Origin of the sequence: Halobacillus sp. HZG1, from assembly GCF_035818575.1 — a bacterium.
GTDB classification, from domain to species: Bacteria; Bacillota; Bacilli; order Bacillales; family Halobacillaceae; genus Halobacillus; species Halobacillus litoralis.
On the sequence record NZ_JAYLVQ010000086.1, the window covers coordinates 198398 to 222119 of the forward strand.

Sequence of the window (23722 nt, forward strand, 5' to 3'; positions counted from 1 at the left end):
ATATTAAAGAGTACATTTTTTTCGAATGAAATGCAAGGAAAACCAACAAACTCTGATAAAAAACTATGCTTATGTTCTTCAGTAAGTCTTATTTCAACCATTTAAAAATGAGTGCATTAAAATACACGTAGCGGCTTAATAAGACCTTCTTTTCTTGGGTGCTGCTGGTAAATGGCCAAGACCTCCCCAGCATAGGTCACTGCAAATTGCTCTGCATGAACATGAGCAGGTTTATTGAATACTTGTCCGTGTTTAATTTTATCCACCTGTTCCACATCGACTTCCCAGGAGTCCAAATGGGCAAGCCCTCTGGATAAAGGAAGCAGTAATTGTTCCCCTTTGCTTTCATCTACCACCTTTTGAATCTCATCGAAGGAATAGCAGTCTTCCTTTGTAATATCTGCTGTTTGTGTCCGTACCAAAGAGGACATGTGAGCGGCGTATCCAAAAGACTTGCCAATGTCTACACATAGGGTCCTCACATAGGTGCCTTTGGAACAGATCACACGGAAAGAAAAAGTGAAGGTGTCGCCGTCCTGCTTAGGTTCAGGTGGCATCATTTCGATGTGTTTGATGTGTACTTCCCTTGAAGGTCGCTCCACTTCCAATCCTTCACGGGCATATTCATAAAGCTTCTTTCCGTTAACTTTTACCGCAGAGTACATGGGTGGTGTCTGCGTAATCCATCCTTTAAAAGTACTAAGTACGTCGTTGATCGTTTCCAGGGAAATGCGTTCATTTACCGGAGTTGTTTCCACCGTCGTACCTGTAGCATCTTCGGTGTCTGTGGCATACCCGAGCGTAACAGAAGCTTCATACACTTTATCTGTCTCTGTTAAAAAAGGAACGATTTTCGTCGCCTTCCCTACACAAAGAGGCAGCACCCCTTCTACTTCTGGGTCAAGGGTGCCTGTATGACCGACCTTTTTCGTTTTCAACATACCACGGGCCTTACTGACACAATCATGGGAAGTAAAACCCTTTGGCTTCCATAATGGAAGAATCCCGTCCATTTACCTCTCACCTCGAAACTTCTTTAATCCTATATAAAATCCGTGCTGGATCCAGCACGGATTTTACTGTCATTCTTCCGTATCGTTTAAATCGCGAAGAATCGTTTCAATACGATTTCCTCTTTCGATCGCTTCGTCAAACTCAAACATAATTTCCGGAGTCTTACGCAGACGGATTCGCTGGCCGATCTCAGATCGGATAAACCCTTTCGCTTTCGCAAGACCTACGAGGGTATCATGTTTTTGTTTATCGTCACCCAATACAGAAATATAAACTTTTGCTTGTTGTAAATCACCTGTCACTTTCACTTCAGTAACGGTGACGAACCCTACACGTGGATCTTTGATTTTCTTACTGATGATGTCACTCATCTCTTTTTTCATCTGTTCTCCAACGCGGTTCGCTCTTAAATCGTTCATGTATTCTCACCTCTTCTAACCAGACATCACAGCCATTCCTGATGGGTCTCTGTCCGTTCAAATTCAGGAAATGAATCGATGAAAGCCAAAGCTTGCTGCATCGTTTGTTCCGCAATCACTTTATCACTAGCAATAGTGACGAGGCCGATCCGAGTTCTCTGCCATAAGTCTTGATATTCAAGTTCACTTACAGCAATGTTGAACTCGTTCCTCAGCCTGGTCATGATGCGTTTCAAAACCGCACGCTTGTTTTTCAGTGACTGCGCATCATAAATGATACCATCCACTTCTGCGCTTACGATCATTTACGTTCGATTTCCTGCATTTCAAATGGTTCAATGATGTCGCCTACTTTAATGTCATTGAAGTTCTTAATTGTAATTCCACATTCGTATCCTTGTTGCACTTCTTTTGCATCATCTTTATATCGCTTCAGAGCATCGATTTCACCTTCGTAAATGACGACACCATCGCGAATGACACGGATACCGGAATTACGGCCGATTTTACCATCTGTAACGTAAGAACCGGCAATTGTACCGATCTTAGATACTTTGAAGATTTCACGGACTTCCACCTGACCGATGATTTTCTCTTCATATTCTGGATCGAGCATCCCTTTCATAGCCGCTTCGATCTCTTCCATCACCTTATAAATGATGTTATGAAGACGGATTTCTACATCTTCTGCCTCAGCTGCTTTTCTAGCATTCCCGTCAGGACGGACGTTAAAACCAATAACAATTGCATTGGAAGCAGAAGCGAGTGTAATGTCAGATTCTGTTATGGCACCGACACCTGTGTGAATAATTTTAACTTTCACACCTTCCACTTCAATCTTCTCAAGAGATCCAGCAAGGGCTTCTACTGATCCCTGCACATCGCCTTTAACAATCAGGTTGATTTCTTTAACCTCGCCTTGTTTGATTTGATCAAACAAGTCGTCTAAGCTTACTTTTGCGTTAGAGCCACGGTTTTCTTCTAATTGTTTTTGAGCACGTGCTTCCCCTACAGAGCGCGCTTTCTTTTCATCATCAAAGACTAGGAAGCGGTCGCCTGCCTGAGGAACATTGTTTAACCCTGTAATTTCTACTGGTGTGGAAGGCCCGGCAACTTTTACGCGACGGCCGATATCGTTCACCATAGCACGGACGCGCCCCCAGGTATTCCCCACTACAATGGCGTCACTGACATTTAAGGTACCGTTCTGAACCAGCAATGTGGCTACAGGACCGCGTCCTTTATCCAATTCTGCTTCAATAACCGTACCATAAGCAGCTCGCTCAGGGTTGGCTTTCAATTCTTCCATCTCGGATACAAGACCGATCATTTCAACTAGATCGTCGATACCTTCTCCGTTAACGGCGGACATTTTCACAAAGATCGTTTCTCCACCAAAGTCTTCAGCAATCAGCTCATATTCCATAAGCTCCTGCATCACACGGTCAGGATTCGCGCCTTCTTTATCCATCTTATTGACCGCAACGATAATTGGTACTTCTGCTGCTTTCGCGTGACTGATGGCTTCTTTTGTCTGGGGCATAACTCCATCATCCGCAGCAACAACAAGGATGGCGATATCAGTCACTTGAGCACCACGGGAACGCATGCTTGTAAATGCAGCGTGACCTGGTGTATCAAGGAACGTAATTTTCTTGCCATTGTCTTCGATTTGATAAGCACCAATATGCTGGGTGATTCCACCGGCTTCGCCTTCCGTCACTTTCGTGTTACGGATCTGGTCAAGAAGCGTCGTTTTTCCGTGGTCTACGTGACCCATGATGGTAACGACAGCAGGGCGGTCCTGCAGATCTTCAGGTTCGTCATCGAACACCATGTTCTCAATGTCCGTCTCGTCCACAATGACCTCTTCTTCGACTTCTACACCGAATTCCTCACAGATTAATTCAATGGAATCTCCATCAAGTTCCTGGTTAATGGTAGCCATTGTGCCTAGGAACATAAGCTTTTTGATGATTTCTGAAGAGTCCTTGTTCAGTTTTTCTGCAAGCTCTCCAACCGTGAGGCTGCCTGAATAAGTGATTTTTTCAGGTGTCTGCTTTTTAGACTTTTTAGGTGCCTGCTGTGCTGCAGGTTTGTTGTTTTTCTGGTTGTTGTTTCTTTGCTTTTTGTTTGCTGGCTTTTTATTATTGTTAGGCTTTTGAGACTTTGATTTATTCTGGTTTTGAGCTTTTGGTGCTTGGCCTTTTCCAAATGCCTGGTCCAGCTTCTTCGCTGCATCCTCTTCCAAAGTGGACATATGGTTGTTCACTTCGATATTCAGATTTTGCAGTTTTTGAATCACTTGTTTACTAGATAGTTCGTTTTTCTTGGCATATTCGTATACGCGCATTTTACTCATAAAATCTTCACCCCCGAATAGATTCATCGAGTAGCGATTGCAACTTTTTCGCAAATCCTTGGTCAAGAACTGCGATCGCGACTCTCCCTGCCTTTCCGATAGCCTGTGATAATGTGTCTCGATCATCGACTTCATAGCAAGGTATTTCATAGAAGCTGCATTTATCTGTCAGCTTCTTTTTTGTTTGTTTCCCTGTATCATTGGCAATGAGGACGAGCTTAGCTTTCTGTCTTTGAATGTCTCGTACAATCGATTCTTCACCGAGCGTACACTTCCCGGCTCTAAGGGCCAGTCCCAACAGGTTCAAATAGCTGCCGCTCATGATGGGTCAGCCTTCACTTTTGCTCTCAATTCCTCGTAGATGTTTTCATCCACCTTGGTTTTAAGGTGACGGTTCAGCACCTGTTGCTTTTCAGCCTGATCAATGATTTCTAGGTTTTTCATGAGATAGGCTCCGCGTCCATTCTTTTTCCCTGTATCGTCCACAAAAACCTCTCCCTCTTTATTGCGCACTACACGGATCAATTGCTGCTTAGGAACCATTTCCTGTGTGACGACACATTTTCTTAATGGTTGTTTTTTGGAACGGGTCATCGTTCTACCCCTCCTTAATCTTCAGACACTTCTTCGTCGAAAAAGTCTTCCTCTTCAACATCAGTCTCTTCTGTAGAAAGAAGACCTTGTTCACGTGCTTCACTTTCACTCTTAATATCGATCTTCCAGCCTGTCAATTTAGCTGCAAGACGAGCGTTTTGACCACGTTTACCAATGGCAAGGGACAGTTGGTAATCAGGAACAATTACCGTTGTCGCCTTGTCTTCCTCATCTACAAGCACTTCGACGACCTTAGAAGGGCTTAACGCATTCGACACATATTCAACGGGATCTTCAGACCATTGAACAATATCAATTTTTTCACCCTTCAGTTCATTTACGATCGCCTGAACACGTTGACCTCTTTGACCCACACAAGAGCCAACCGGATCGATTTCCTGATCTTCAGCATATACAGAGATTTTTGAACGGTCGCCGGCTTCACGCGCTACAGACATGACTTCGACTGTACCGTCATAAATTTCAGGTACTTCCATCTCAAACAAGCGCTTCAAAAGCCCTGGGTGTGTACGGGATACATAGATGTGTGGCCCTTTATTGCTGTTTTCCACCTTCGTCACAAATACTTTGAGGCGATCATGAACTTCATAAGTCTCGGTCGGCATTTGCTCCCCTTCTGGAAGACGAGCTTCAATTTTCCCAAGATTTACATAGACGAAGCGGGGATCTTTCCTTTGGATGATCCCAGTCATGACGTCCTCTTCACGATCGACATATTCGCCGTAAATGATGCCGCGTTCCGCTTCACGGACACGCTGCGTAACGACTTGCTTAGCGGCTTGAGCTGCGATACGACCGAAATCCATAGGTGTCACTTCTACTTCAATGACATCTTCAACCTCATAGTTCGGATCAATGTCTTTCGCTTCTTCTAAAGAGATCTCCTGCTGCGGGTCCATCACTTCGTCTACGATTTCTTTTCGCGCAAGAACTTTCATGGCACTTTCTTCTTCATTAATATCCACACGGACGTTCGTTGCGGAATTGAAGTTTTTCTTATAAGCAGAAATCAATGCTGCTTCAAGTGCTTCCAATAAAAGATTTTTGTCGATGCCTTTTTCCTTTTCTAAATAATTCATGGCATCAAATAGTTCACTACTCAACAGTCTTCTCCCCCTTAATTAAACGTGACAGCTAAATTGGCTTTAGCAATCTTTTGATATGGTACTTCCAGTTGCTTCTTACGTGTTTTAATACGAATTTCTACAGTTGCCACGGAATTTTCAAAGGACTTTAGTGTGCCTTCAAACTCCTTCTCCCCATCAATCGGTTCATAGAGTTTCATATACACGTACTCACCAACAAACTTCTTAAAGTCTGCTTCTGTCTTTAAAGGACGTTCTGCCCCTGGTGATGCAACTTCAAGAAAATACGGAATTTCAATGGGATCTTCTTCATCTAATTTTTCACTCAATTGTTCAGATACTTGTCCGCATTCTTCTATGTCCACACCGCCTTCTTTATCGATGAAAACGCGAAGGTACCAGTTTTGACCTTCTTTCTTGTACTCAATATCGACAAGTTCGAGGTTCATATCCTCAAGGATCGGCTGGACAAGACGTTCTGTAACGGATGTAACATGATTGCTCATGCTCTTCCCTCCTTCGAACACAATGTAATGGTTAGTACTTATTATTATGGGATGTATTCGCTCATTTCATTAAGTAATGGGGGCCGTATATGCAAGTACCATGAGAAACCGCTATGACATAAGATCATAGCGGTTCGTCTCGCGGGTACTAAAACCCCTCATGCATCGAAGTTTCTCCACAAGCAAGAGGCTGGAATATGACGAAAGAGTGGGTTGCCCCACTCTTTCGTCGTTCGTATCACTCTTCTCACCATAAAAAATATATCATAGATGCGTATTCTATGCAACAAAGGAAGAAACCAACAGCTTTTCCTATACCCTCAAATGACGTTATTTCATAAAACTCCTGCTTTTGTAAGACTGGATTTCGAGAAGTATGTGACCAGAGGCGAGGAGTGCGGGGAATGAGTGGCTCCCCAACCACCTCTGGCTGTTATTTAAAAATGAACCTTGAAAAATCTCGAAGCTGAGCCTCAAACTATGCTATTTCCTATAACAATGAAACGGTATTGTTATTTGTCACAGAGTTGAGAAGTTAGAAAAGGGACAGTTGGTTTTCATCAGGCATTCCCTCTAAACAACCGAAGTTATCCAGATACTCAAGAACGGTTTTGGAAATACGACTCCGCTCTCTCAAGTCCTGCTTGGATAAGAATTCGCCCTCTTTTCGTGCATTGACGATATTGATGGCAGCGTTCGTGCCTAATCCATCGACGGCATTAAATGGTGGAATCAATTCATTACCTTCGACCAGGAAGTCCGTCGCACTGGATTGATACAGATCCACGTTTTTAAATCCATATCCTCTTTCACACATTTCAAGAGAAAGTTCAAGAACAGTCATCAAACTTTTTTCTTTCGGAGTAGCATCGAATCCTTTATCCTGAATCTCTTTCATACGCTTACGGATGGCTTCGGAGCCTTTCATCATGGTTTCCAATTCAAAATCGCTTGCCCTGACGGTGAAATAAGCCGCATAGAAATAGATCGGGTAGTGGACTTTGAAGTAGGCAATCCTTACAGCCATCAGTACATAGGCGGCGGCGTGGGCTTTCGGGAACATGTATTTGATTTTCTTACAAGAATCAATGTACCAGTCCGGCACGCCATGTTTTTTCATTTCTTCAATCCACTCATCTTGAAGTCCTCGTCCTTTACGAACAAATTCCATGATCTTAAAGGCAAGGGAAGGGTCGAGACCTTTGTGCATGAGGTACACCATAATATCGTCACGACACCCGATAACCTCAGGTAGTGTACATATGCCATCATTGATCAACTGTTCGGCATTTCCAAGCCATACGTCCGTGCCGTGAGACAGTCCGGAAATGATGACAAGTTCTGCGAATGTTTTCGGCTTTGTATCTTCTAGCATCTGCCTTACAAACCTTGTACCAAACTCCGGCACTCCGAGGGTCCCTGTTTTACACATAATCTGATCCGCCGTCACTCCCAGTGCTTCAGGACCACTGAAAATCTTCATTACTTCAGGGTCATCGACAGGGATTTCCTTCTGGTCAATTCCGCTGAGATCCTGAAGCATACGGATGACGGTCGGGTCATCGTGACCAAGGATATCCAGTTTTAAAAGGTTGTCATGGATGGAGTGGAAATCGAAGTGCGTCGTCTTCCACTCTGATTTCGTATCATCCGCCGGAAACTGGATCGGTGAGAAATCATAGATCTCCATATCATCAGGGACTACGATAATCCCTCCAGGGTGCTGTCCGCTTGTCCTTTTCACACCAGTACATCCGTGAACGAGACGGTCAATTTCAGCATTTTTATAAAGCAGCTGATGATCTCCTGCGTACCCTTTAACATACCCGTATGCAGTTTTTTCAGCAATCGTACCAATCGTTCCGGCACGGAATACACTATCTTCTCCGAACAATTCTTTCGTATAGTTGTGCGCATGTGGCTGATATTCCCCGGAGAAGTTCAAGTCGATATCCGGAACCTTATCCCCTTTAAAACCGAGGAAGGTTTCAAATGGAATGTCCTGACCGTCTTTCGTTAGAGAAGTACCACACTCCGGACAGTCTTTTTCCTCAAGGTCAAAGCCGCTTCCGACCGATCCGTCTGTAAAGAATTCATTATATTGACAAGACGGACACACGTAATGCGGTGGCAGAGGGTTCACTTCTGTAATGTCAGTCATTGTAGCAACGAAGGACGATCCGACAGAACCACGTGAACCAACGAGATAACCATCTTCCAGGGACTTGGTTACAAGTTTCTGTGAAATAAGATAGATAACCGCGAACCCGTTTCCGATGATACTATCTAGTTCTTTTTCCAAACGTTTGACGATCAAGTCAGGAATAGGCTCTCCGTAAATGCTGCGTGCTTTGTTGTAGGACATTTCACGAATCTCCTGGTCCGCCCCTTCGATGTTAGGCGTATATAGATCGTCCTTCACCGGAGAAACTTCACCTATCTGTTCTGAAATTTTATGAGTGTTCGTTACGACTACCTCTGTGGCTTTGTCTTTTCCTAAGAAACCAAGTTCATCAATCATTTCATTCGTCGTTTTAAAGTGGACCTCCGGTAGTGTCTGCCTGTTCAGCGGGTTTCCATTTTGGGATGAAATAAGAATTTGACGGTACTGCTTTTCATGAGGCTCTACGTAGTGAGTGTTTCCTGTAGCCACTACTGTTTTCCCCATTCGTTCAGCCATAGCGACAAGCCTTTTCAAAATATCGAGAATTTGTGCTTCCGTCTGGACTAGATCTTTTTCCACTAAGTGATAGTAGTTCCCTGGCGGCTGAATTTCGATGTAATCATAAAATTCGGCGACTTTCTCTGCCTCTTCTTCTGATTTCTGCATCATCGTTTCAAACACTTCCCCTTTGTCACAGCCGGAACCGACAAGGATTCCCTCACGGTTCTTCGCGAGAAGGGAGCGTGGAACGCGTGGAACACGGTAGAAGTAATTGACATGTGCTTCTGATACGAGACGATAGATGTTTTTTAATCCCGTGCTGTTTGTCGCAAGCAGGGTACAATGGGAAGGTCGTGAACGTTGATACGCTTTCCCCTCACCCATATAATCGTTCAGGTTTTTATGGTTCGTAATCTCTTTATCCATGGCTCGTTTTACGAGTTTCCATAGTAAATAACCGGTGGCTTCAGCATCATAAATTGCCCGGTGGTGCTGGGTCAACTCAATATCGAATTTCTTACACAGTGTATTTAAACGGTGATTTTTTAATTCCGGAACGAGAAAACGGGCGAGCTCTAACGTATCGATGACCGGATTCGTGGACTTCTCTAGTCCGATTTTCTGATAACCGGCATTTAAAAAGCCCATATCGAAACTGGCGTTGTGAGCGACAAGGATGTCTTCTCCCGTCCATTCATGGAAGTCCTTGAGTACCTGTTCAATTTCCGGCGCATCCTTGACCATGTCATCCGTGATTCCCGTAAGGTCAATGGTTGTCTGAGACAAAGCTTGGTGCGGGTTGGCGAAAGATTCAAATCGATCGATGATTTCTCCACCCTGCACTTTGACCGCAGCTAGTTCGATGATCTTATCGTAAACCGCGGAGAGTCCCGTAGTCTCGACGTCAAAAACGACGTACACGGCATCCTCAAGGTCCCGGTCCTGTTCCTCATACGCAATCGGGACTCCGTCATCTACTAAGTTTGCTTCCACCCCGTAAATGATCTTCACACCATTTTTCTGGCCTGCGGCGTGAGCATCCGGATAAGCCTGGACGACTGCATGGTCTGTAATCGCAATCGCTTCGTGGCCCCAGTCTGCCGCTTGCTTGATGAGACGGGACGGGGAAACAGGTGCATCCATCGCACTCATCGTGGTATGGGCGTGCAATTCGATCCTCTTCTCCCCTTCAGGTGCTTTATCTTCACGTAATTTTGGTTTCACTTCATTGATATCGTTGGCCATCATCGTCAATTCGTTCGTGAAATTATCTGTCTGGATTCCCCCGCGGGCTTTAATCCACATGCCTTCTTTCACATGCTTAAAGAGTTCCGCATGATCGTCTCCACGTGAAAACATCTTGATCGAAAAAGAATCCGTATAATCAGTGACTTTCAAGAGTAATAAATGACGCCCGGAGCGAAGTTCTTTGATTTCAACATCAAAGATATAACCCTGGACAACAATCTTCTTCTCTTCCTCCTGGATTTCCTCCATCGGGATGATGTCATCTTGAATTTTGTAACCAATTTCAAGCGGTCCTTTTGGTTTGGAGTCGTCTTTATCTTTGGCTCTTTCTTCTTGTTCTTTCACCGCTTGCTGGACTAGTATTTTGTCTTCTTTTTGGCGTTCTTCCTGGAATCGTTTGATTTGTTCTGTTTCTTCTTTCACTCGTGTTGAAAGCATGAACGAAGGAAGGCCGCATTTGAGACAGAAACTTTTTAAAGGTTCTTCCAACTTTTTCTGTATGGCATGACTTTCGGCTAAGTTCCTGCAAGTTAACATAACCTTATTCCCGTTCACTTCAGGTTGCTGCTCCATCAATAAATCTTTGTAGCTTGGCGTTAAGTTCGTTAAAGTTTTAATGAAGCTCTGCCAGTATTCTAGGACATCATTCATGGCGAGTTCTTTTTCTGATGTCTCAATTGTCCACGTTACGTCTGCAATGGAGCGGAAAGTCGCTACAAGTTTACTTGTAAATAAATCATAGACAGATGGCGGCAGGGGCTTTGGCATAAGAAAATGAAAATGCCATAATTTTTGTTCGCGGTAAACCACCAGTTTCTGCATGCTGCTGTCTTTAAAGTGAGGTTCTATTAGATCATGCGGGAACTGAATCTGTTCCAGCAAATAGTGCATTTTTTCCTTGTTGCTGACACTCAAACGGAATTCCTCCTCTTTCCTAACCCAACACCCGACATGGAAAAACCCTTGCTCTTTCCTTTAGCAAGGGTATAGTTTTCCAAAAAATATTAGGCTTTGTACCAGTTCTTTATATATTCTAAGACTTCACTAGTTTCTAATTCATTCTGATCGCCCGTTGCACGTTCCTTCACTTCGACAACGCCTTCACCGGCACGTTTTCCTACCGTAATCCTTACGGGTACACCGAAAAGATCGCTGTCGGCAAATTTCACACCGGCACGTTCTTTACGATCATCATATAAGACTTCGATCCCTGCATCAAGCAGTGTGTCATATAATTGACCTGCCAATTCTTTCTGTTCTTCTTTTTTAGGATTTAATGAAAGCAGATGGACTTGATATGGGGCAATATTCTTCGGCCATGTGATCCCTCTATCATCGTGGTATTGTTCCACGATAGCTGCAAGCGTACGGGATACGCCGATACCGTAGGAGCCCATGATCATGGTTTTCGCTTTTCCTTGATCATTAAGGAAAGTCGCATTCATCCGCTCGGAATAAAATTCACCCAATTTGAAGACATGTCCCACTTCAATCCCTCGGGCAAACTTGATGACTCCCTCTCCATCCGGTGATGGATCTCCTTCTTCAATAAATCGTAAATCGGCATATGACTTGACCTCAAAGTCTCTTTCAGGTGTCGCATTCTTAAAGTGATAGCCTTCTTCATTAGCTCCACATGATACGTTAACCAAGGCTTCCACAGCATGATCGGCAACAACTTCCACATCTTCAGGAACTCCAATTGGTCCAAGGGAACCAAACCCTGATCCGAGGAGGCGTTTTGTATCTTCTTCTGAAGCCAGTTCAACGATATCGGCATCATATAGATTTTTCAACTTGACATCATTCACTTCATGATCTCCACGAGTAAGGGCGAGCACAAATTTCTCATCCACTTGGAAAAGAATCGACTTGATGCCTTCCTGTACATCATGCCCCAGGAATTCGGCTACATCCTTCATCGTCTTTTGACCCGGTGTTTCGACTTTTTCCAACGTTTCAGGAGCCGCTGAGGACTTTTCATACGTTGCAACGACCGGGGCCATTTCAATGTTTGCTGCATAACGGGAAGTATCGGAATAGGCAATGACATCCTCACCTACTTCAGATAAAACCATAAACTCATGGGTATCTTTCCCGCCCATGGCTCCGGAGTCCGCGATGACAGCACGGAAGTTCAAACCGCAGCGTCTGAATACATTCGAATAGGCTTCAAACATTTTGTCATAGGTTTCGTCAAGGCTTTCATAGGACTCATTGAAAGAATAGGCGTCCTTCATTAAAAATTCTCTTCCACGTAAAAGACCGAAGCGAGGACGTGCTTCATCACGGAATTTATTTTGAATTTGGAAAACCGTCAAAGGAAGCTGCTTATAACTTTTCACTTCATGTCTTACAAGACTTGTGATGACTTCTTCGTGTGTCGCACCAAGGGCGAACTCCCGATTGTGGCGGTCGTTCAAACGCATCAGTTCCGAACCGAAGGTCGTCCAACGTCCCGTTTCCTTCCAGAGTTCGGAAGGCTCAAGAGCGGGCATGGCCATTTCATGGGCACCGATTTTTTCCATCTCTTCCCTAACGATATTTTCAACCTTGCTTAATACACGGCGGCCGATCGGAAGGAAGCTGTAGATGCCGGATGCGATCTGGCGTATGTAACCAGCGCGAACGAGGAGCTGGTGGCTCTTGATTTCAGCATCCGCAGGGTTTTCTTTAAGGGTAGGTATTAACATATGACTTTGTCTCATAAATGCACCTCAGTTCTATTTAATCAAAATGTATAAAAGGGGGAATTCACTAGTCTCAAAGATTCCCTATCTTTTTGAAGTTAATAAAAAGAAGCCGGAAGCCTGGGAATCGCCGATCACCTCAGGACTTCCAGCTATAAATCAATCACAAGAATAAACGTTGGATATCGTTCCATGTGACTACGAGCATCAATAACATGAGTAATGCAAACCCTATGAAATGTACGATCCCTTCTTTTTGAGGATCAATCGGCTTTCCTCTAAGCCCTTCAAGACCTACGAACAAAAGACGTCCTCCATCCAAAGCAGGGAGTGGAAGAAGGTTCACAATCCCGAGGTTAATACTTAAGATGGATGTCCACATGACGAAATTCGTAAATCCTGTGCGGACGACCTGGTCAGTGGCATCATATATGCCGACAGGTCCTGACAACATATCTAATGAAAACTGTCCGGTCACTAATTTACCAAGATTCGTTAATATCAATGCTGACCACTCATAGGTCTGTGTAAATCCAAACGTTAATTTTTTCGCAAATGATTCTTCAAAAGCCCGGGCGACACCTACTTGGCCGATGGTCGCTTCTCTACTTTCAACAGCGGCCGGAGTGACGCTCAACTGATTCGTTGCTCCTTCTCGATTGACGGTCAATGTCACTTCTTCCTCTGGATGAGCACGGATGATGGTGGTGAACTCTTCCCATGTACTTACGGATTCACCGTCCACTGCAACGATTTCATCACCAGCCTGCAAACCAGCCTGTGATGCAGGCGAGTTGTCCTGGATTTCTCCTAGCTTGGCTTCGTTTGAAGGGACACCTTGAATGAAACCAAGGATCATGAACAATACAATAGCCAAAACGAAGTTCATCATGGGCCCTGCGAAAAGCTGCATCGCACGCTGCGGGACGGATTTGGATGCGAATTGTCGGTTGTAAGGAGCAATTTGCGTTTCCTTTTCATCCATGACGAACATTGCTTTTTGGTCTACTTCAAAGAAGAGTTTTTCATCTTCATCGATTTCATAACCTTCAATGACAAGGCGATGATCTAGATCCGCTCGTTCGACTTCAATCACACGTGCGTGAGGATGCTTGTCTTTATTGTTTACGATGATTTTATTTACTTTCCCCGCTTCATTGAATTCAAGACCAATATGATGGCCTGCTTTCAATTCTACGATTTCTGGATCTTCACCTGCAACTCGAACATAACCGCCAATGGGAAGAAGACGGATTGTATAAAGAGTTTCATTTCGAGTGAATGCAAAAATCTTAGGTCCAAATCCTATCGCAAATTCCCTTGCGAGCATTCCCGACCGTTTGGCAAATATGAGATGCCCCCACTCATGCACGAACACCAAAAGTCCGAACATAAGAATAAATGCAACCACTGTAGTCAAATGAAGCACCTTCCTTTTTAGCTCTCATTGTTCTATGGATGTGAATAGCGGAAGTGAACCATCAACGTTTAGACGGCCGCATGAACTTCTCCAACAACCAGAGCTCTTAATTTATTTGGAAACGAACTCTTTCCCTCGTTTCCTTATCTATAGAAATTATGGTAGACAAGTCAGGGTTATGAATCCTGTCATGGTTTTCTAATGCTTGACCGATGTATTTTTCAATGTCAAGAAAGGAAATTCTGCCTTCGAGGAACTGCTGCACAGCTTCTTCGTTAGCCGCATTCAAGACTGTCGGCATGGATCCGCCTGCTCTTCCTGCTTCAAATGCCATTCTCAAGCAAGGAAAACGATCCATGTCCATCTTTTGAAAATTCAACGTTGCGATCTCTTCCAAATTCAAGTTTTTGGTGATCGGAAGTTCTTTCCTTTCAGGGTAGGTCAATGCGTATTGGATAGGAACTTTCATATCCGGTGTTCCTAATTGTGCAATGACATTCCTGTCCACATATTCAACCATGGAATGGATGACACTTTCTCTATGAAGAATAACATGAATCTGGTCATAAGGTACATCAAAAAGCCAGTGCGCCTCAATAACTTCTAATCCTTTGTTCATCATAGATGCAGAATCAATGGTGATTTTCGCCCCCATCTTCCAGTTTGGATGATTCAATGCATCATCCACTGTCACTCCGACAAGTTCTTCCCTTGTTTGATCTCTGAAGCTTCCACCAGATGCGGTAATGATAAGTTTATTGATGTCTTTCCTCTGCTCACCGTTCAATGCCTGAAAAATTGCCGAATGTTCACTGTCTACAGGGAGAAGGTTGACCTCATGTTTTTTAGCTTCTTCCATGACGAGATGCCCCGCTGTCACAAGCGTTTCCTTGTTCGCAATCGCGATTTGTTTTTTGGATTGAATCGCTTTTAAAGTCGCTGGTAATCCGATACTCCCCATGACTGCGTTTACGACTACATCTACAGGTTCGGCTACACTTGCCTCAATTAAACCTTCTCCACCACAAAGAATTTGTGAGTGAGTCACTTCTTTTTCCAGTTTTCTCTTCGTTTCTTCATCTTGAACGACAATCATGGCAGGTTTGAACTCTCGAATCAAAGGAAGAGCTTTTTCGACGTTTCTCCCAAACCCCATGGCATATAAAGAAAATTGATCTGGGTGCAACCGAAGTACATCAAGGGTTTGAATTCCAATTGAACCCGTTGCCCCAAGTAACGATACTTGCTTCATTGTTCCATGGCCCCTCTCTCCTATGAAATAAAGTTAATCAAATGCAGGATCGGTAAAATGAAAATCAGACTGTCAAACCGATCCAATACACCCCCGTGTCCGGGCAGGATTTTCCCTGAATCTTTCACTGCATAGTGCCGTTTGAATGCCGATTCCACAAGGTCCCCTATTTGTCCGGCAATCGAAACAAGTACAGTGACGAGTAACACGATAATCATCGAATGTTCAAGAGGATAAACCAATTGGAAAATCAGTGCGACTACACAGGCAAGGATGATCCCACCAACGGAGCCCTCGATGGTCTTCTTCGGACTGATTTGAGGCCAAAGCTTATGTTTACCTAACGCACGACCGAACAGGTAAGCACCTGTGTCTGTTGCCCATACGACAAACAATGCAAAGAAGATATATTCCAGTCCCTCTTGCCGTGTCTCCATTAGATAATTGAATCCCATTCCAATATAGATGGCTGATAATAAAAGAAAACCAGCATCATCAAAAGTGAAACGGTTTTTGACAAGCACTGTGTAACTTAACAGTACAAGTACCGCCAGTAGTGTAATTTCGGATTTGGTAATGAGGTCCTCTGAGGTGATGGTTTCATCGAATACCTCATACGGGAACATCAAGGCCCACATCAGAAGCAACCCAAGTCCAGAGGCTACCGAATAGCGGGCTATTTTTTTCATACGTACCAATTCAAGCAATGCGATGCTTGCAATGATATACACAAACGCCTTAAAAGGCCATCCTCCCAACATAACAATGGGAAGGAAAATAAGTGCTGCAACGATAGCTGTAATTGTTCTTTGTTTCATAAGTCTTTTTCACACCTTATACTCCGCCGAAACGACGTTTACGATTTTGGAAGTCATAAAGAGCTTTTTCAAAATGACTTTCATCAAAGTCCGGCCAATAAACCTCTGTAAACCAAAATTCAGCATAGGCCAGCTGCCATAATAAGAAGTTTGACAACCTTTGTTCTCCGCTCGTCCGGATAAGCAGATCAGGTTCAATCAACTCTGACGTGTACAATTCTTGAGAGAACATGGATTCGTCAATGTCTGAGATGTCCATTTCTCCTTTTTGTACTTTAGAAGCAATTTGCTTGACTGCATGCACCATCTCATAACGACTTCCATAATTCAGTGCAAAATTGAGAATCAGCCCATCATTGTCCTTCGTTTTTTCCATCGCTTCTTTGACGGCCTTTTGAGTATGGTCAGGAAGGACGTCGAAATCACCGATGGTCCGGACTTGGACATTTCGCTCGATCAGTTCAGGCAAATATGTACTTAGAAAATCGACAGGAAGCTTCATAAGAAAGTCTACCTCATTTTTCGGGCGTTTCCAATTTTCCGTAGAAAAAGCATAAAGGGTAAGAACCTTCACACCGACATCTGAAGCATATCGAACGATTCTCTTCACGACGCCCATGCCCTCTTTATGTCCGGCAATCCGAGGCATTCCTCTATTCTTCGCCCATCTTCCATTTCCGTCCATTATAATCGCAACATGTTGAGGAATATGGTTTTCTTCAAGGCCTAATGGCTCGGTGCGGGGCTGCTTTTTATCTTTTTTGAATGGAAACTTGATAGGCATGTTCAATCCTCCAGTCCAATTGTTCCATCTATTTATTATATACTAAATTCAAATATCATGCCGAAATCCTTAAAGAGACTCAAGGAACACACGTATTTACACGAATCGTGTAACATCATGTCTGCTTACGCGCTCAAGCCTATTGATAAAAGTCTCTACAGGATTTTTTCCTCCTCAAGTGAATATTTGAGGCTAAACTAAAATAAAAGCCGCGCTGCCAAACATCTACAGCGCGGCTTGATACACCTTAAGGCATATAGAATTGGAGAATCATACTTCCATGATTTCCTCTTCTTTTGTTTTTGCAAGTTGATCGATTTTCTCAACGTGCTGGTCTGTGACCTTCTGAACGTCATCCTGGTAAGAACGAAGGTCATCTTCCGTTAGCTCGCCATCTTTTTCAAGCTTTTTAAGACGGTCATTGGAGTCACGGCGAATGTTACGGATTTGCACCTTCGCTTCCTCCGAATACTTTCCTACGACTTTAGCAAGGTCTTTACGACGTTCTTCAGTCAGTGCAGGAATGTTGATTCGTACAACATTTCCGTCACTAGAAGGAGACAAGCCAAGGTCTGCTTTCTGGATCGCTTTTTCAATTTCTGCAATCGCACTCTTATCATATGGTGTAATGACAAGTAAACGCGGTTCAGGTGCAGAGACTTGTGCCAGTTGGTTCAATGGAGTCGCAGCTCCGTAGTAATCCACGTACACGTTATCAAGAATTGAAGGATTCGCACGTCCTGCGCGGACCGTTGCAAGCTGACGAGAGAACGCTTGTGTCGCTTGTTCCATTTGTTGCTTCGTTTCATTAATTACTGCATCAGACATAATTATTTCCCCCTCACAATAGTTCCAATATTTTCGCCCATTACGGCTTTCTTGATGTTTCCGTCTTCTGTTATTGAGAATACCAATAAATCGATATCGTTGTCCATACATAATGATGAAGCTGTAGAATCCATGACCCCAAGACCCTCATTCAAAACGTCCATGTAAGAGAGCTGATCGTACTTCACAGCATCTTCATTGGTTTTAGGATCATCTGTATAAACACCGTCTACATTGTTCTTCGCCATTAAGATTACATCCGCTTCCACTTCTGCAGCTCTTAGAGCAGCTGTTGTGTCAGTAGAGAAGTATGGGTTCCCTGTCCCAGCCGCAAAAATGACGACGCGTTTCTTTTCCAGATGACGAATCGCTTTTCTGCGGATGTATGGTTCCGCTACTTGTCTCATTTCAATGGAAGTTTGGACACGGGTCGGAATCCCTAAGTTTTCTAGACTATCTTGAAGGGCAAGAGAGTTCATGACCGTTGCAAGCATCCCCATATAATCAGCGTTTGCACGATCCATTCCCATCTCGGCTCCTACTTTACCGCGCCAGATGTTTCCACCTCCGACGACGACAGCGACTTCCACACCCAGTTCAGCCACTTCTTTGACCTGACGGGAGACTGATTTGATGATGCTGGGTTCTAGTCCAAACCCTGCTTCTCCACTTAAAGCCTCTCCACTTAGTTTTAATACGATACGACGATAGCGAGCAGTAGTCATAGTTACCTCCCGTGTTTTAACTGTATTCCTCTACATTTTTTTGCACATCGTTCTGCAATTATGTAGCATGTTTGAAAATAGGGAACACCGGAAGTGTCCCCTATTTTCCATGTTCATTATTTTTTAACCTGGTTCATAACCTCATCCGCGAAGTTTTCTTCGCGTTTCTCCATACCTTCACCAACTTCGAAGCGATCGAAACCAGTGATTTGGCCACCAGTAGATGCTACGAATTGTTTTACTTTCTGGTCTGGATCTTTAACAAAGCTTTGATCAAGCAGGCAGATTTCTTCGAAGAACTTGTTCAAACGGCCTTCGACCATTTTTTCAACGATGTTTTCAGGTTTGCCTTCGTTCATCGCTTGTGTTTTAAGCATTTCACGCTCTTTGTCTGCTTCTTCTGCAGGAATTTCTTCACGGGAAACATAACGAGGGTTTACAGCTGCTACATGCATCGCAACGTCTTTCGCTGCAGACTCATCTGTAGAACCTTCAAGTACAGTCAACACACCGATGTTTCCGCCCATGTGAAGGTAAGCACCAAATGCATCGTTATCCGTTTTCTCTTTGATAACGAAACGACGAAGGGAGATCTTTTCACCGATTTTCGCTACGCGTTCTGTGATATAGCTGCTAAGTACTTCTCCATCACCGTGAAGCTTCTGTTCTAGAGCTTCTTCAACTGTTGCAGGCTTTTGAGAAAGCAAGTGCTGACCTAGGTCTTTAAGCAAGTCCTTGAACTGGTCGTTCTTCGTTACGAAGTCCGTTTCACAGTTCACTTCGAAAAGTACAGCCGTGTTGCCGGAAATTTCAATTGCAGCAGAACCTTCCGCAGCAATACGGTCAGCTTTCTTAGCTGCTTTGGAAATTCCCTTCTCACGCAACCATTCCATTGCTTTGTCCATGTCACCATCAGTTTCAGTGAGTGCTTTCTTACAGTCCATCATTCCAGCACCCGTTTTTTCACGAAGTTCTTTTACCATTTTAGCATTTACAGCCATTGTAAAGCCTCCTTATTAGTTGCATATAAGTATAGCTCTTGCGTTTGGGAACGCTTGAGCTGTTACGGATTCTTTAAAAAAGGTGATAAAGGTATACCCCCTTATCACCTTTTGACCCATCTTACTCTTGAGCAGCTTCTACAGCAGCTTCAGTTTCTTCCGTTGTTTCTGTTTCTTCCCCTTGCTTAGCTTCAAGAACAGCGTCTGCCATCTTAGAAGTCAACAATTTAACGGCACGGATTGCATCATCGTTTGCAGGGATGACATAATCGATTTCGTCTGGGTCACAGTTCGTATCAACGATACCTACAACTGGAATATTCAATTTGTGAGCTTCAGCAATCGCGATGCGCTCTTTACGAGGGTCGATCACGAACATTGCGTCCGGAAGGCTCTTCATTTCTTTAATACCGCCTAGGAATTTAACAAGACGATCTTTTTCTTTAAGCATGTCGACGACTTCTTTTTTAGGAAGTACATCGAATGTACCGTCTTCTTCCATGCGCTCAATGTCTTTAAGACGGTTGATACGCTTACGGATGGTTTCAAAGTTTGTCAGGGTACCACCCAACCAACGTTGGTTGATGTAATACATGCCACAACGAGTCGCCTCGTCGCGAACTGTATCCTGAGCTTGTTTTTTAGTACCTACGAAAAGAATGTTACCGCCGTCAGCAGCGACCTCTTTTACATAGTTGAATGCTTCATCAACTTTCTTGACCGTTTTTTGCAGGTCGATGATGTAGATCCCGTTACGCTCCGTGAAGATGTATTTTTTCATCTTCGGATTCCAGCGGCGGGTTTGGTGTCCAAAGTGAACACCAGCTTCAAGTAGCTGTTTCATAGAAATTACAGACATGATAGTTCCTCCTGTTTGGTTTTTTTAGTATCCTCCGCCTCTTTCATCTTCTCTAGTGAACTCTATAAAAGAGCAACCTCACTTGAGAATCCAAAGGCGTGCGTATTGACACCGTCAGTAAATATATCACAACAGAACGGGGCATTCAAGTTTTTTTCATAGGTTTTTGATGAAATTTAAGGAGTAATTCGATTTCTGTCTTTCCTTTATCCATTATTTTTGCAATTTCCTCTATACTATAACCTTTTTCTTTCAAATCCAATACCTGTGAATGAAAAGAGGGCTGATAGCTTTCCGTTTCTTCCAACTCAGGCGGGGTATAGGTAGAGGAAATCTGTTTCTTTGTGATGACTTCTTTATCCAGATGATTTTTTTCCCTTTCCCCTCTGTCTTCTGTTTGAGAATCATGAAAGTCAGAGGAGTGACTGTTCTTCCTGACAAGGCTTTCCATTCTTTTGTTTTCTTCTTTTATTTCCATTAAATACGAAGTGAAAAGATCCTCTATTTCTGCTGCCACTTGTTTTTGTCTAAGTTCAAGTTCTTCGGTTCTGCGGACCTTCTTCATTATAATGAAGAGTGAAAAGAGCAGAACGCCATCAATAATAAAACTGAAAATCAATAAAAATCCTGTCATTTCTATTCACACCATTCATTTCTGTTCCATTTATGTAGGGGGGGGGGGGCACAATCACCGCTTCACTGCCTTCTGTTTCATCCCCTGGTCTTCTATACGGTTACAATTTCCCGCAAAGACCCTTTTAGCTTATAGATTGCTTTCGCATGGATTTGGGAGATCCGGGAGGTTGTCAATTCCAGAACCTGACCAATTTCCGTCAAAGTAAGCTCTTCATGATAGAAAAGACTGATAACCAGTTGCTCCTTCTCGTTTAACCGACCGATTTCTCTCGCCAATTCTTCATAGTTTTCTTTTTTAATGACCGATTCTGAGGGTGTAAATGCTCGATCATCCGGAATCGAATATCCAATTCCTTCTTTATGATCTTCGCTTCCATCATTTGTTTTTTCTTCCATGGAGAGAACATTTGCAAAAAGAGAGTCCTTGACAGTCTCTTCCACTTCTTCCGGAGACATACTTAGAGCTTCGGCAATCTCGTGGGAACTTACCGGGCGTTGCCATTCCTGCTCCAGCTTTTCTGTCATCTGTTCGATTTTTTTTGAACGGTCCCTCACAGATCTCGGGAGCCAGTCTTCTTTTCGTAAACCGTCCATGATTGACCCTCTGATACGGAAGGAAGCATACGTATCAAACTTCAAATCTCTTGTTCTATCAAACTTTTTCAATGCATCATAAAGCCCCAACAATCCTAAACTTCTCACATCATCTTTGCTGACGCTCTTCGGTAAATGAGCAGAGATCCGCTGAACATGGTAGCTCACTAAATAGTCGTATTGCTGGACCAATTGATTTGCAGCTTCTCCATCCTGCTCATGTGTCCACATATTCCACCACTGTTGTTCTTGAGGAGATAAACAGCTGGTCATTCCAATCCTCCCCGTCCTTTAATTGGTTAATTACTAAAACCTTTTATGAACCTTCATTCAATAACTCCCGCACCATCTTTGAAGTTTCTTCTATATCCATATCCGATGATGATGCTTTTTGAGCCGATTCATGAGTACCTTCATTATCGGCTGGAGCTGTGACCAAACTCCAAAACGCCCGAAATACATAGGAGAGTACAAAAAAACTTAAAAAGGCGATGGTTCCCCTGTAAATCGCGGTATCAAAATTCGTCACTTGAGTGCTGATTGAAAAAACGAATAGAAACCCAAACACGGCTGTCCATAAATTCCACAAAAGCGTACCCATCATCAAATCACACTTTCTCCTTGATTCACTTTCTTAATATGCAAATTCGCTGTCTCAGGGTTGAATTCAATCGTTCGTCCGCTCTTACCTCCTACATCTTTTGCCAATATCGGAATATGAAGAGATTGAAGGTTTTTTTTCACCGCCTCCACATTCCTTGGGCCTATACGCATCATGTCACTGTTGGAAGTGAATTGAAACATTTGGGCCCCACCCGCAAGCTTCGCTTTTAAACGATAGGAAGACGCTCCAGCACCTCTAAGGGCAGTAATCAGATCTTCGATCGCTGTATCTGCATATTTCGCTCTCTTCAGTCCCTGCTTTTTTGCAAGGGAAGCTTCAGGAAGCATAATATGAGCCATTCCCGCCAGTTTTTTAATATCGTCATAAAGTACGATCCCAACACATGAACCAAGCCCTGAAGTACGAATCAAATGCGGGGGATGGACAATACCCATGTCTCCGATCCCAATTCTCACGACCTGTCCTTCCTTAATCACCTTCATTCACTCCTAAGGAAGAAAAAATCTTCTGATAAGAGGGAGGATCAGGAAAGAGGAAGAAATGACCTTCCAGGAATCCACCTTCCCCTCCGTCTCGATCCGTAAGAGAAGTCTTGATCACAATGGCTGCGTCACTCACTTGCGAAAGTTCAACTAATCCCATGCTTAGAATAGCCCCCACCATATCCTGAGATATCGATGGTACCGTTGATTGAAGATCCAATTCTGTAAAATCGCAAAGTGCGGTAAGATAGGCCCCTGACAGGATATTCCCTAGTTCCTGGAGAGCAGAAACGGCCATGCCCGCATCATTATCAAAACCTTCGGAAGCATTTGTCATAAGCTCCACAAAATGATGAGCTTGAGAAGGGGGCATAAGAAAGAACATACTGCCTGGAGCCTCGCCTTCCATTCTTTGAAAAATACTGACGACTTCTTTATCTGCTCCCCCGGCGAGATCCATCACTTGGTCAAAGTCCACCACTTCTACACCGGGGACATTCATCTCTATTTTCTTCTGAAGCAGTTTGGATAGAGATGTAGCCGCATGTCCTGAACCTATATTGCCGATTTCTTTCAAAACATCCAGCTGGATGGGACCAAATTCTTCAATGAATTTTTTTGAATTAGACATAAAGCTCATTCAACTCATGAACATCGTCTTTGGCAAGAACTTTTTCTAAATTCAACAAAATGAACAGGCGTTGATTCAACTTGGATACCCCTTGGATATAATCCGCCTCAACTGTTCCTATCACTTCTGGTGGAGGTTCGATGCTTTCTTCATCCAGGTCGAGGACATCGTTTGCCGCATCCACGATCAAGCCGACACTCATCTCATGGATTTTCACTGTGATGATTCTTGTAGCATCCGTATCCGCCACTTCTTCAATCCCGAATCTTTGTCTCAAATCGATGACCGGTGTGACGACCCCTCTTAAGTTCAGGACTCCTTTTACAAATGATTTTGTGCCGGGGACACGGGTGATCGGCATTAGTCGTTCGATGGAACCTACGAGATTAACAGGTACGGTGTATTCTTCATTGTTGATTTGAAAGACGATCACTTTTAATTTTTTATTTTCTTCTGCCACTTT

Annotated in this window: 24 protein-coding genes; all 24 read right to left on the reverse strand. The window is 43.6% G+C overall.

What is annotated here, in order from left to right; all coding sequences use genetic code 11:
• Positions 1–116 precede the first annotated feature (116 nt).
• Positions 117–1013 carry a tRNA pseudouridine(55) synthase TruB gene (gene truB / locus VKA52_RS20095; protein WP_326316971.1) on the reverse strand — a complete coding sequence of 299 codons (897 nt, stop codon included), beginning with the start codon at positions 1011–1013 and terminating at the stop codon, positions 117–119.
• Positions 1014–1082: 69 nt separating this feature from the next.
• On the reverse strand, positions 1083–1433 hold the full coding sequence (rbfA, locus tag VKA52_RS20100; RefSeq protein ID WP_075037583.1) for a 30S ribosome-binding factor RbfA: 351 nt from the start codon (positions 1431–1433) through the stop codon (positions 1083–1085).
• Between the two features lie 26 nt (positions 1434–1459).
• Complete coding sequence (locus tag VKA52_RS20105) at positions 1460–1738, reverse strand: DUF503 domain-containing protein (RefSeq protein WP_089652373.1); 279 nt, start codon at positions 1736–1738, stop codon at positions 1460–1462.
• The gene (infB, locus tag VKA52_RS20110) at positions 1735–3795 is read right to left on the reverse strand and encodes a translation initiation factor IF-2 (protein WP_326316973.1); all 2061 of its coding nucleotides are present in this window, start codon (positions 3793–3795) and stop codon (positions 1735–1737) included. Before infB ends, VKA52_RS20105 begins: the two co-directional genes overlap by 4 nt.
• A 7-nt stretch (positions 3796–3802) precedes the next feature.
• The gene (locus VKA52_RS20115) at positions 3803–4117 is read right to left on the reverse strand and encodes a YlxQ family RNA-binding protein (RefSeq protein WP_160913265.1); all 315 of its coding nucleotides are present in this window, start codon (positions 4115–4117) and stop codon (positions 3803–3805) included.
• Positions 4114–4389, reverse strand: a complete 276-nt coding sequence (gene rnpM, locus VKA52_RS20120; RefSeq protein ID WP_160913263.1) for an RNase P modulator RnpM — start codon at positions 4387–4389, stop codon at positions 4114–4116. Before rnpM ends, VKA52_RS20115 begins: the two co-directional genes overlap by 4 nt.
• Positions 4390–4403: 14 nt before the next feature.
• On the reverse strand, positions 4404–5513 hold the full coding sequence (gene nusA, locus VKA52_RS20125) for a transcription termination factor NusA (protein ID WP_160913261.1): 1110 nt from the start codon (positions 5511–5513) through the stop codon (positions 4404–4406).
• 14 nt (positions 5514–5527) lie between these two features.
• Positions 5528–6001: a ribosome maturation factor RimP gene (gene rimP / locus VKA52_RS20130; protein WP_160913259.1), complete on the reverse strand. Its 474-nt coding sequence runs from the start codon at positions 5999–6001 to the stop codon at positions 5528–5530.
• 535 nt (positions 6002–6536) lie between these two features.
• On the reverse strand, positions 6537–10829 hold the full coding sequence (locus tag VKA52_RS20135) for a PolC-type DNA polymerase III (RefSeq protein ID WP_326316974.1): 4293 nt from the start codon (positions 10827–10829) through the stop codon (positions 6537–6539).
• An 89-nt stretch (positions 10830–10918) separates the two neighbouring features.
• Complete coding sequence (locus VKA52_RS20140) at positions 10919–12622, reverse strand: proline--tRNA ligase (protein WP_326316975.1); 1704 nt, start codon at positions 12620–12622, stop codon at positions 10919–10921.
• 145 nt (positions 12623–12767) lie between these two features.
• Positions 12768–14024 carry an RIP metalloprotease RseP gene (gene rseP, locus VKA52_RS20145; protein ID WP_326316976.1) on the reverse strand — a complete coding sequence of 419 codons (1257 nt, stop codon included), beginning with the start codon at positions 14022–14024 and terminating at the stop codon, positions 12768–12770.
• Positions 14025–14130: 106 nt separating this feature from the next.
• The gene (dxr, locus tag VKA52_RS20150) at positions 14131–15276 is read right to left on the reverse strand and encodes a 1-deoxy-D-xylulose-5-phosphate reductoisomerase (protein WP_160913252.1); all 1146 of its coding nucleotides are present in this window, start codon (positions 15274–15276) and stop codon (positions 14131–14133) included.
• A 20-nt stretch (positions 15277–15296) separates the two neighbouring features.
• On the reverse strand, positions 15297–16094 hold the full coding sequence (locus VKA52_RS20155) for a phosphatidate cytidylyltransferase (RefSeq protein ID WP_160913250.1): 798 nt from the start codon (positions 16092–16094) through the stop codon (positions 15297–15299).
• Positions 16095–16110: 16 nt separating this feature from the next.
• Entirely contained in the window at positions 16111–16878 is a 768-nt protein-coding gene (locus VKA52_RS20160; protein WP_326316978.1) for an isoprenyl transferase, read from the reverse strand.
• Positions 16879–17148: 270 nt separating this feature from the next.
• Entirely contained in the window at positions 17149–17706 is a 558-nt protein-coding gene (frr, locus tag VKA52_RS20165; protein WP_089652385.1) for a ribosome recycling factor, read from the reverse strand.
• Positions 17707–17708: 2 nt separating this feature from the next.
• Entirely contained in the window at positions 17709–18431 is a 723-nt protein-coding gene (pyrH, locus tag VKA52_RS20170; RefSeq protein WP_089652386.1) for a UMP kinase, read from the reverse strand.
• Between the two features lie 116 nt (positions 18432–18547).
• The gene (tsf, locus tag VKA52_RS20175; protein WP_160913246.1) at positions 18548–19432 is read right to left on the reverse strand and encodes a translation elongation factor Ts; all 885 of its coding nucleotides are present in this window, start codon (positions 19430–19432) and stop codon (positions 18548–18550) included.
• A gap of 121 nt (positions 19433–19553) precedes the next feature.
• A complete protein-coding gene (gene rpsB, locus VKA52_RS20180; protein WP_074734064.1) occupies positions 19554–20291 on the reverse strand; it encodes a 30S ribosomal protein S2 in 738 nt (245 codons plus the stop codon).
• A 145-nt stretch (positions 20292–20436) separates the two neighbouring features.
• Entirely contained in the window at positions 20437–20925 is a 489-nt protein-coding gene (locus VKA52_RS20185) for a DUF6115 domain-containing protein (RefSeq protein WP_326316980.1), read from the reverse strand.
• Between the two features lie 92 nt (positions 20926–21017).
• The gene (locus VKA52_RS20190) at positions 21018–21794 is read right to left on the reverse strand and encodes a FliA/WhiG family RNA polymerase sigma factor (protein WP_160913243.1); all 777 of its coding nucleotides are present in this window, start codon (positions 21792–21794) and stop codon (positions 21018–21020) included.
• Positions 21795–21837: 43 nt separating this feature from the next.
• Positions 21838–22128: a hypothetical protein gene (locus tag VKA52_RS20195; RefSeq protein ID WP_326316981.1), complete on the reverse strand. Its 291-nt coding sequence runs from the start codon at positions 22126–22128 to the stop codon at positions 21838–21840.
• Positions 22125–22628, reverse strand: coding sequence for a chemotaxis protein CheD (locus VKA52_RS20200; RefSeq protein ID WP_326316983.1), 504 nt, complete (start codon positions 22626–22628; stop codon positions 22125–22127). Before VKA52_RS20200 ends, VKA52_RS20195 begins: the two co-directional genes overlap by 4 nt.
• Positions 22615–23259: a chemotaxis protein CheC gene (locus VKA52_RS20205; RefSeq protein WP_326316984.1), complete on the reverse strand. Its 645-nt coding sequence runs from the start codon at positions 23257–23259 to the stop codon at positions 22615–22617. Before VKA52_RS20205 ends, VKA52_RS20200 begins: the two co-directional genes overlap by 14 nt.
• A complete protein-coding gene (locus VKA52_RS20210) occupies positions 23252–23719 on the reverse strand; it encodes a chemotaxis protein CheW (RefSeq protein WP_326316986.1) in 468 nt (155 codons plus the stop codon). Before VKA52_RS20210 ends, VKA52_RS20205 begins: the two co-directional genes overlap by 8 nt.
• Positions 23720–23722 lie beyond the last annotated feature (3 nt).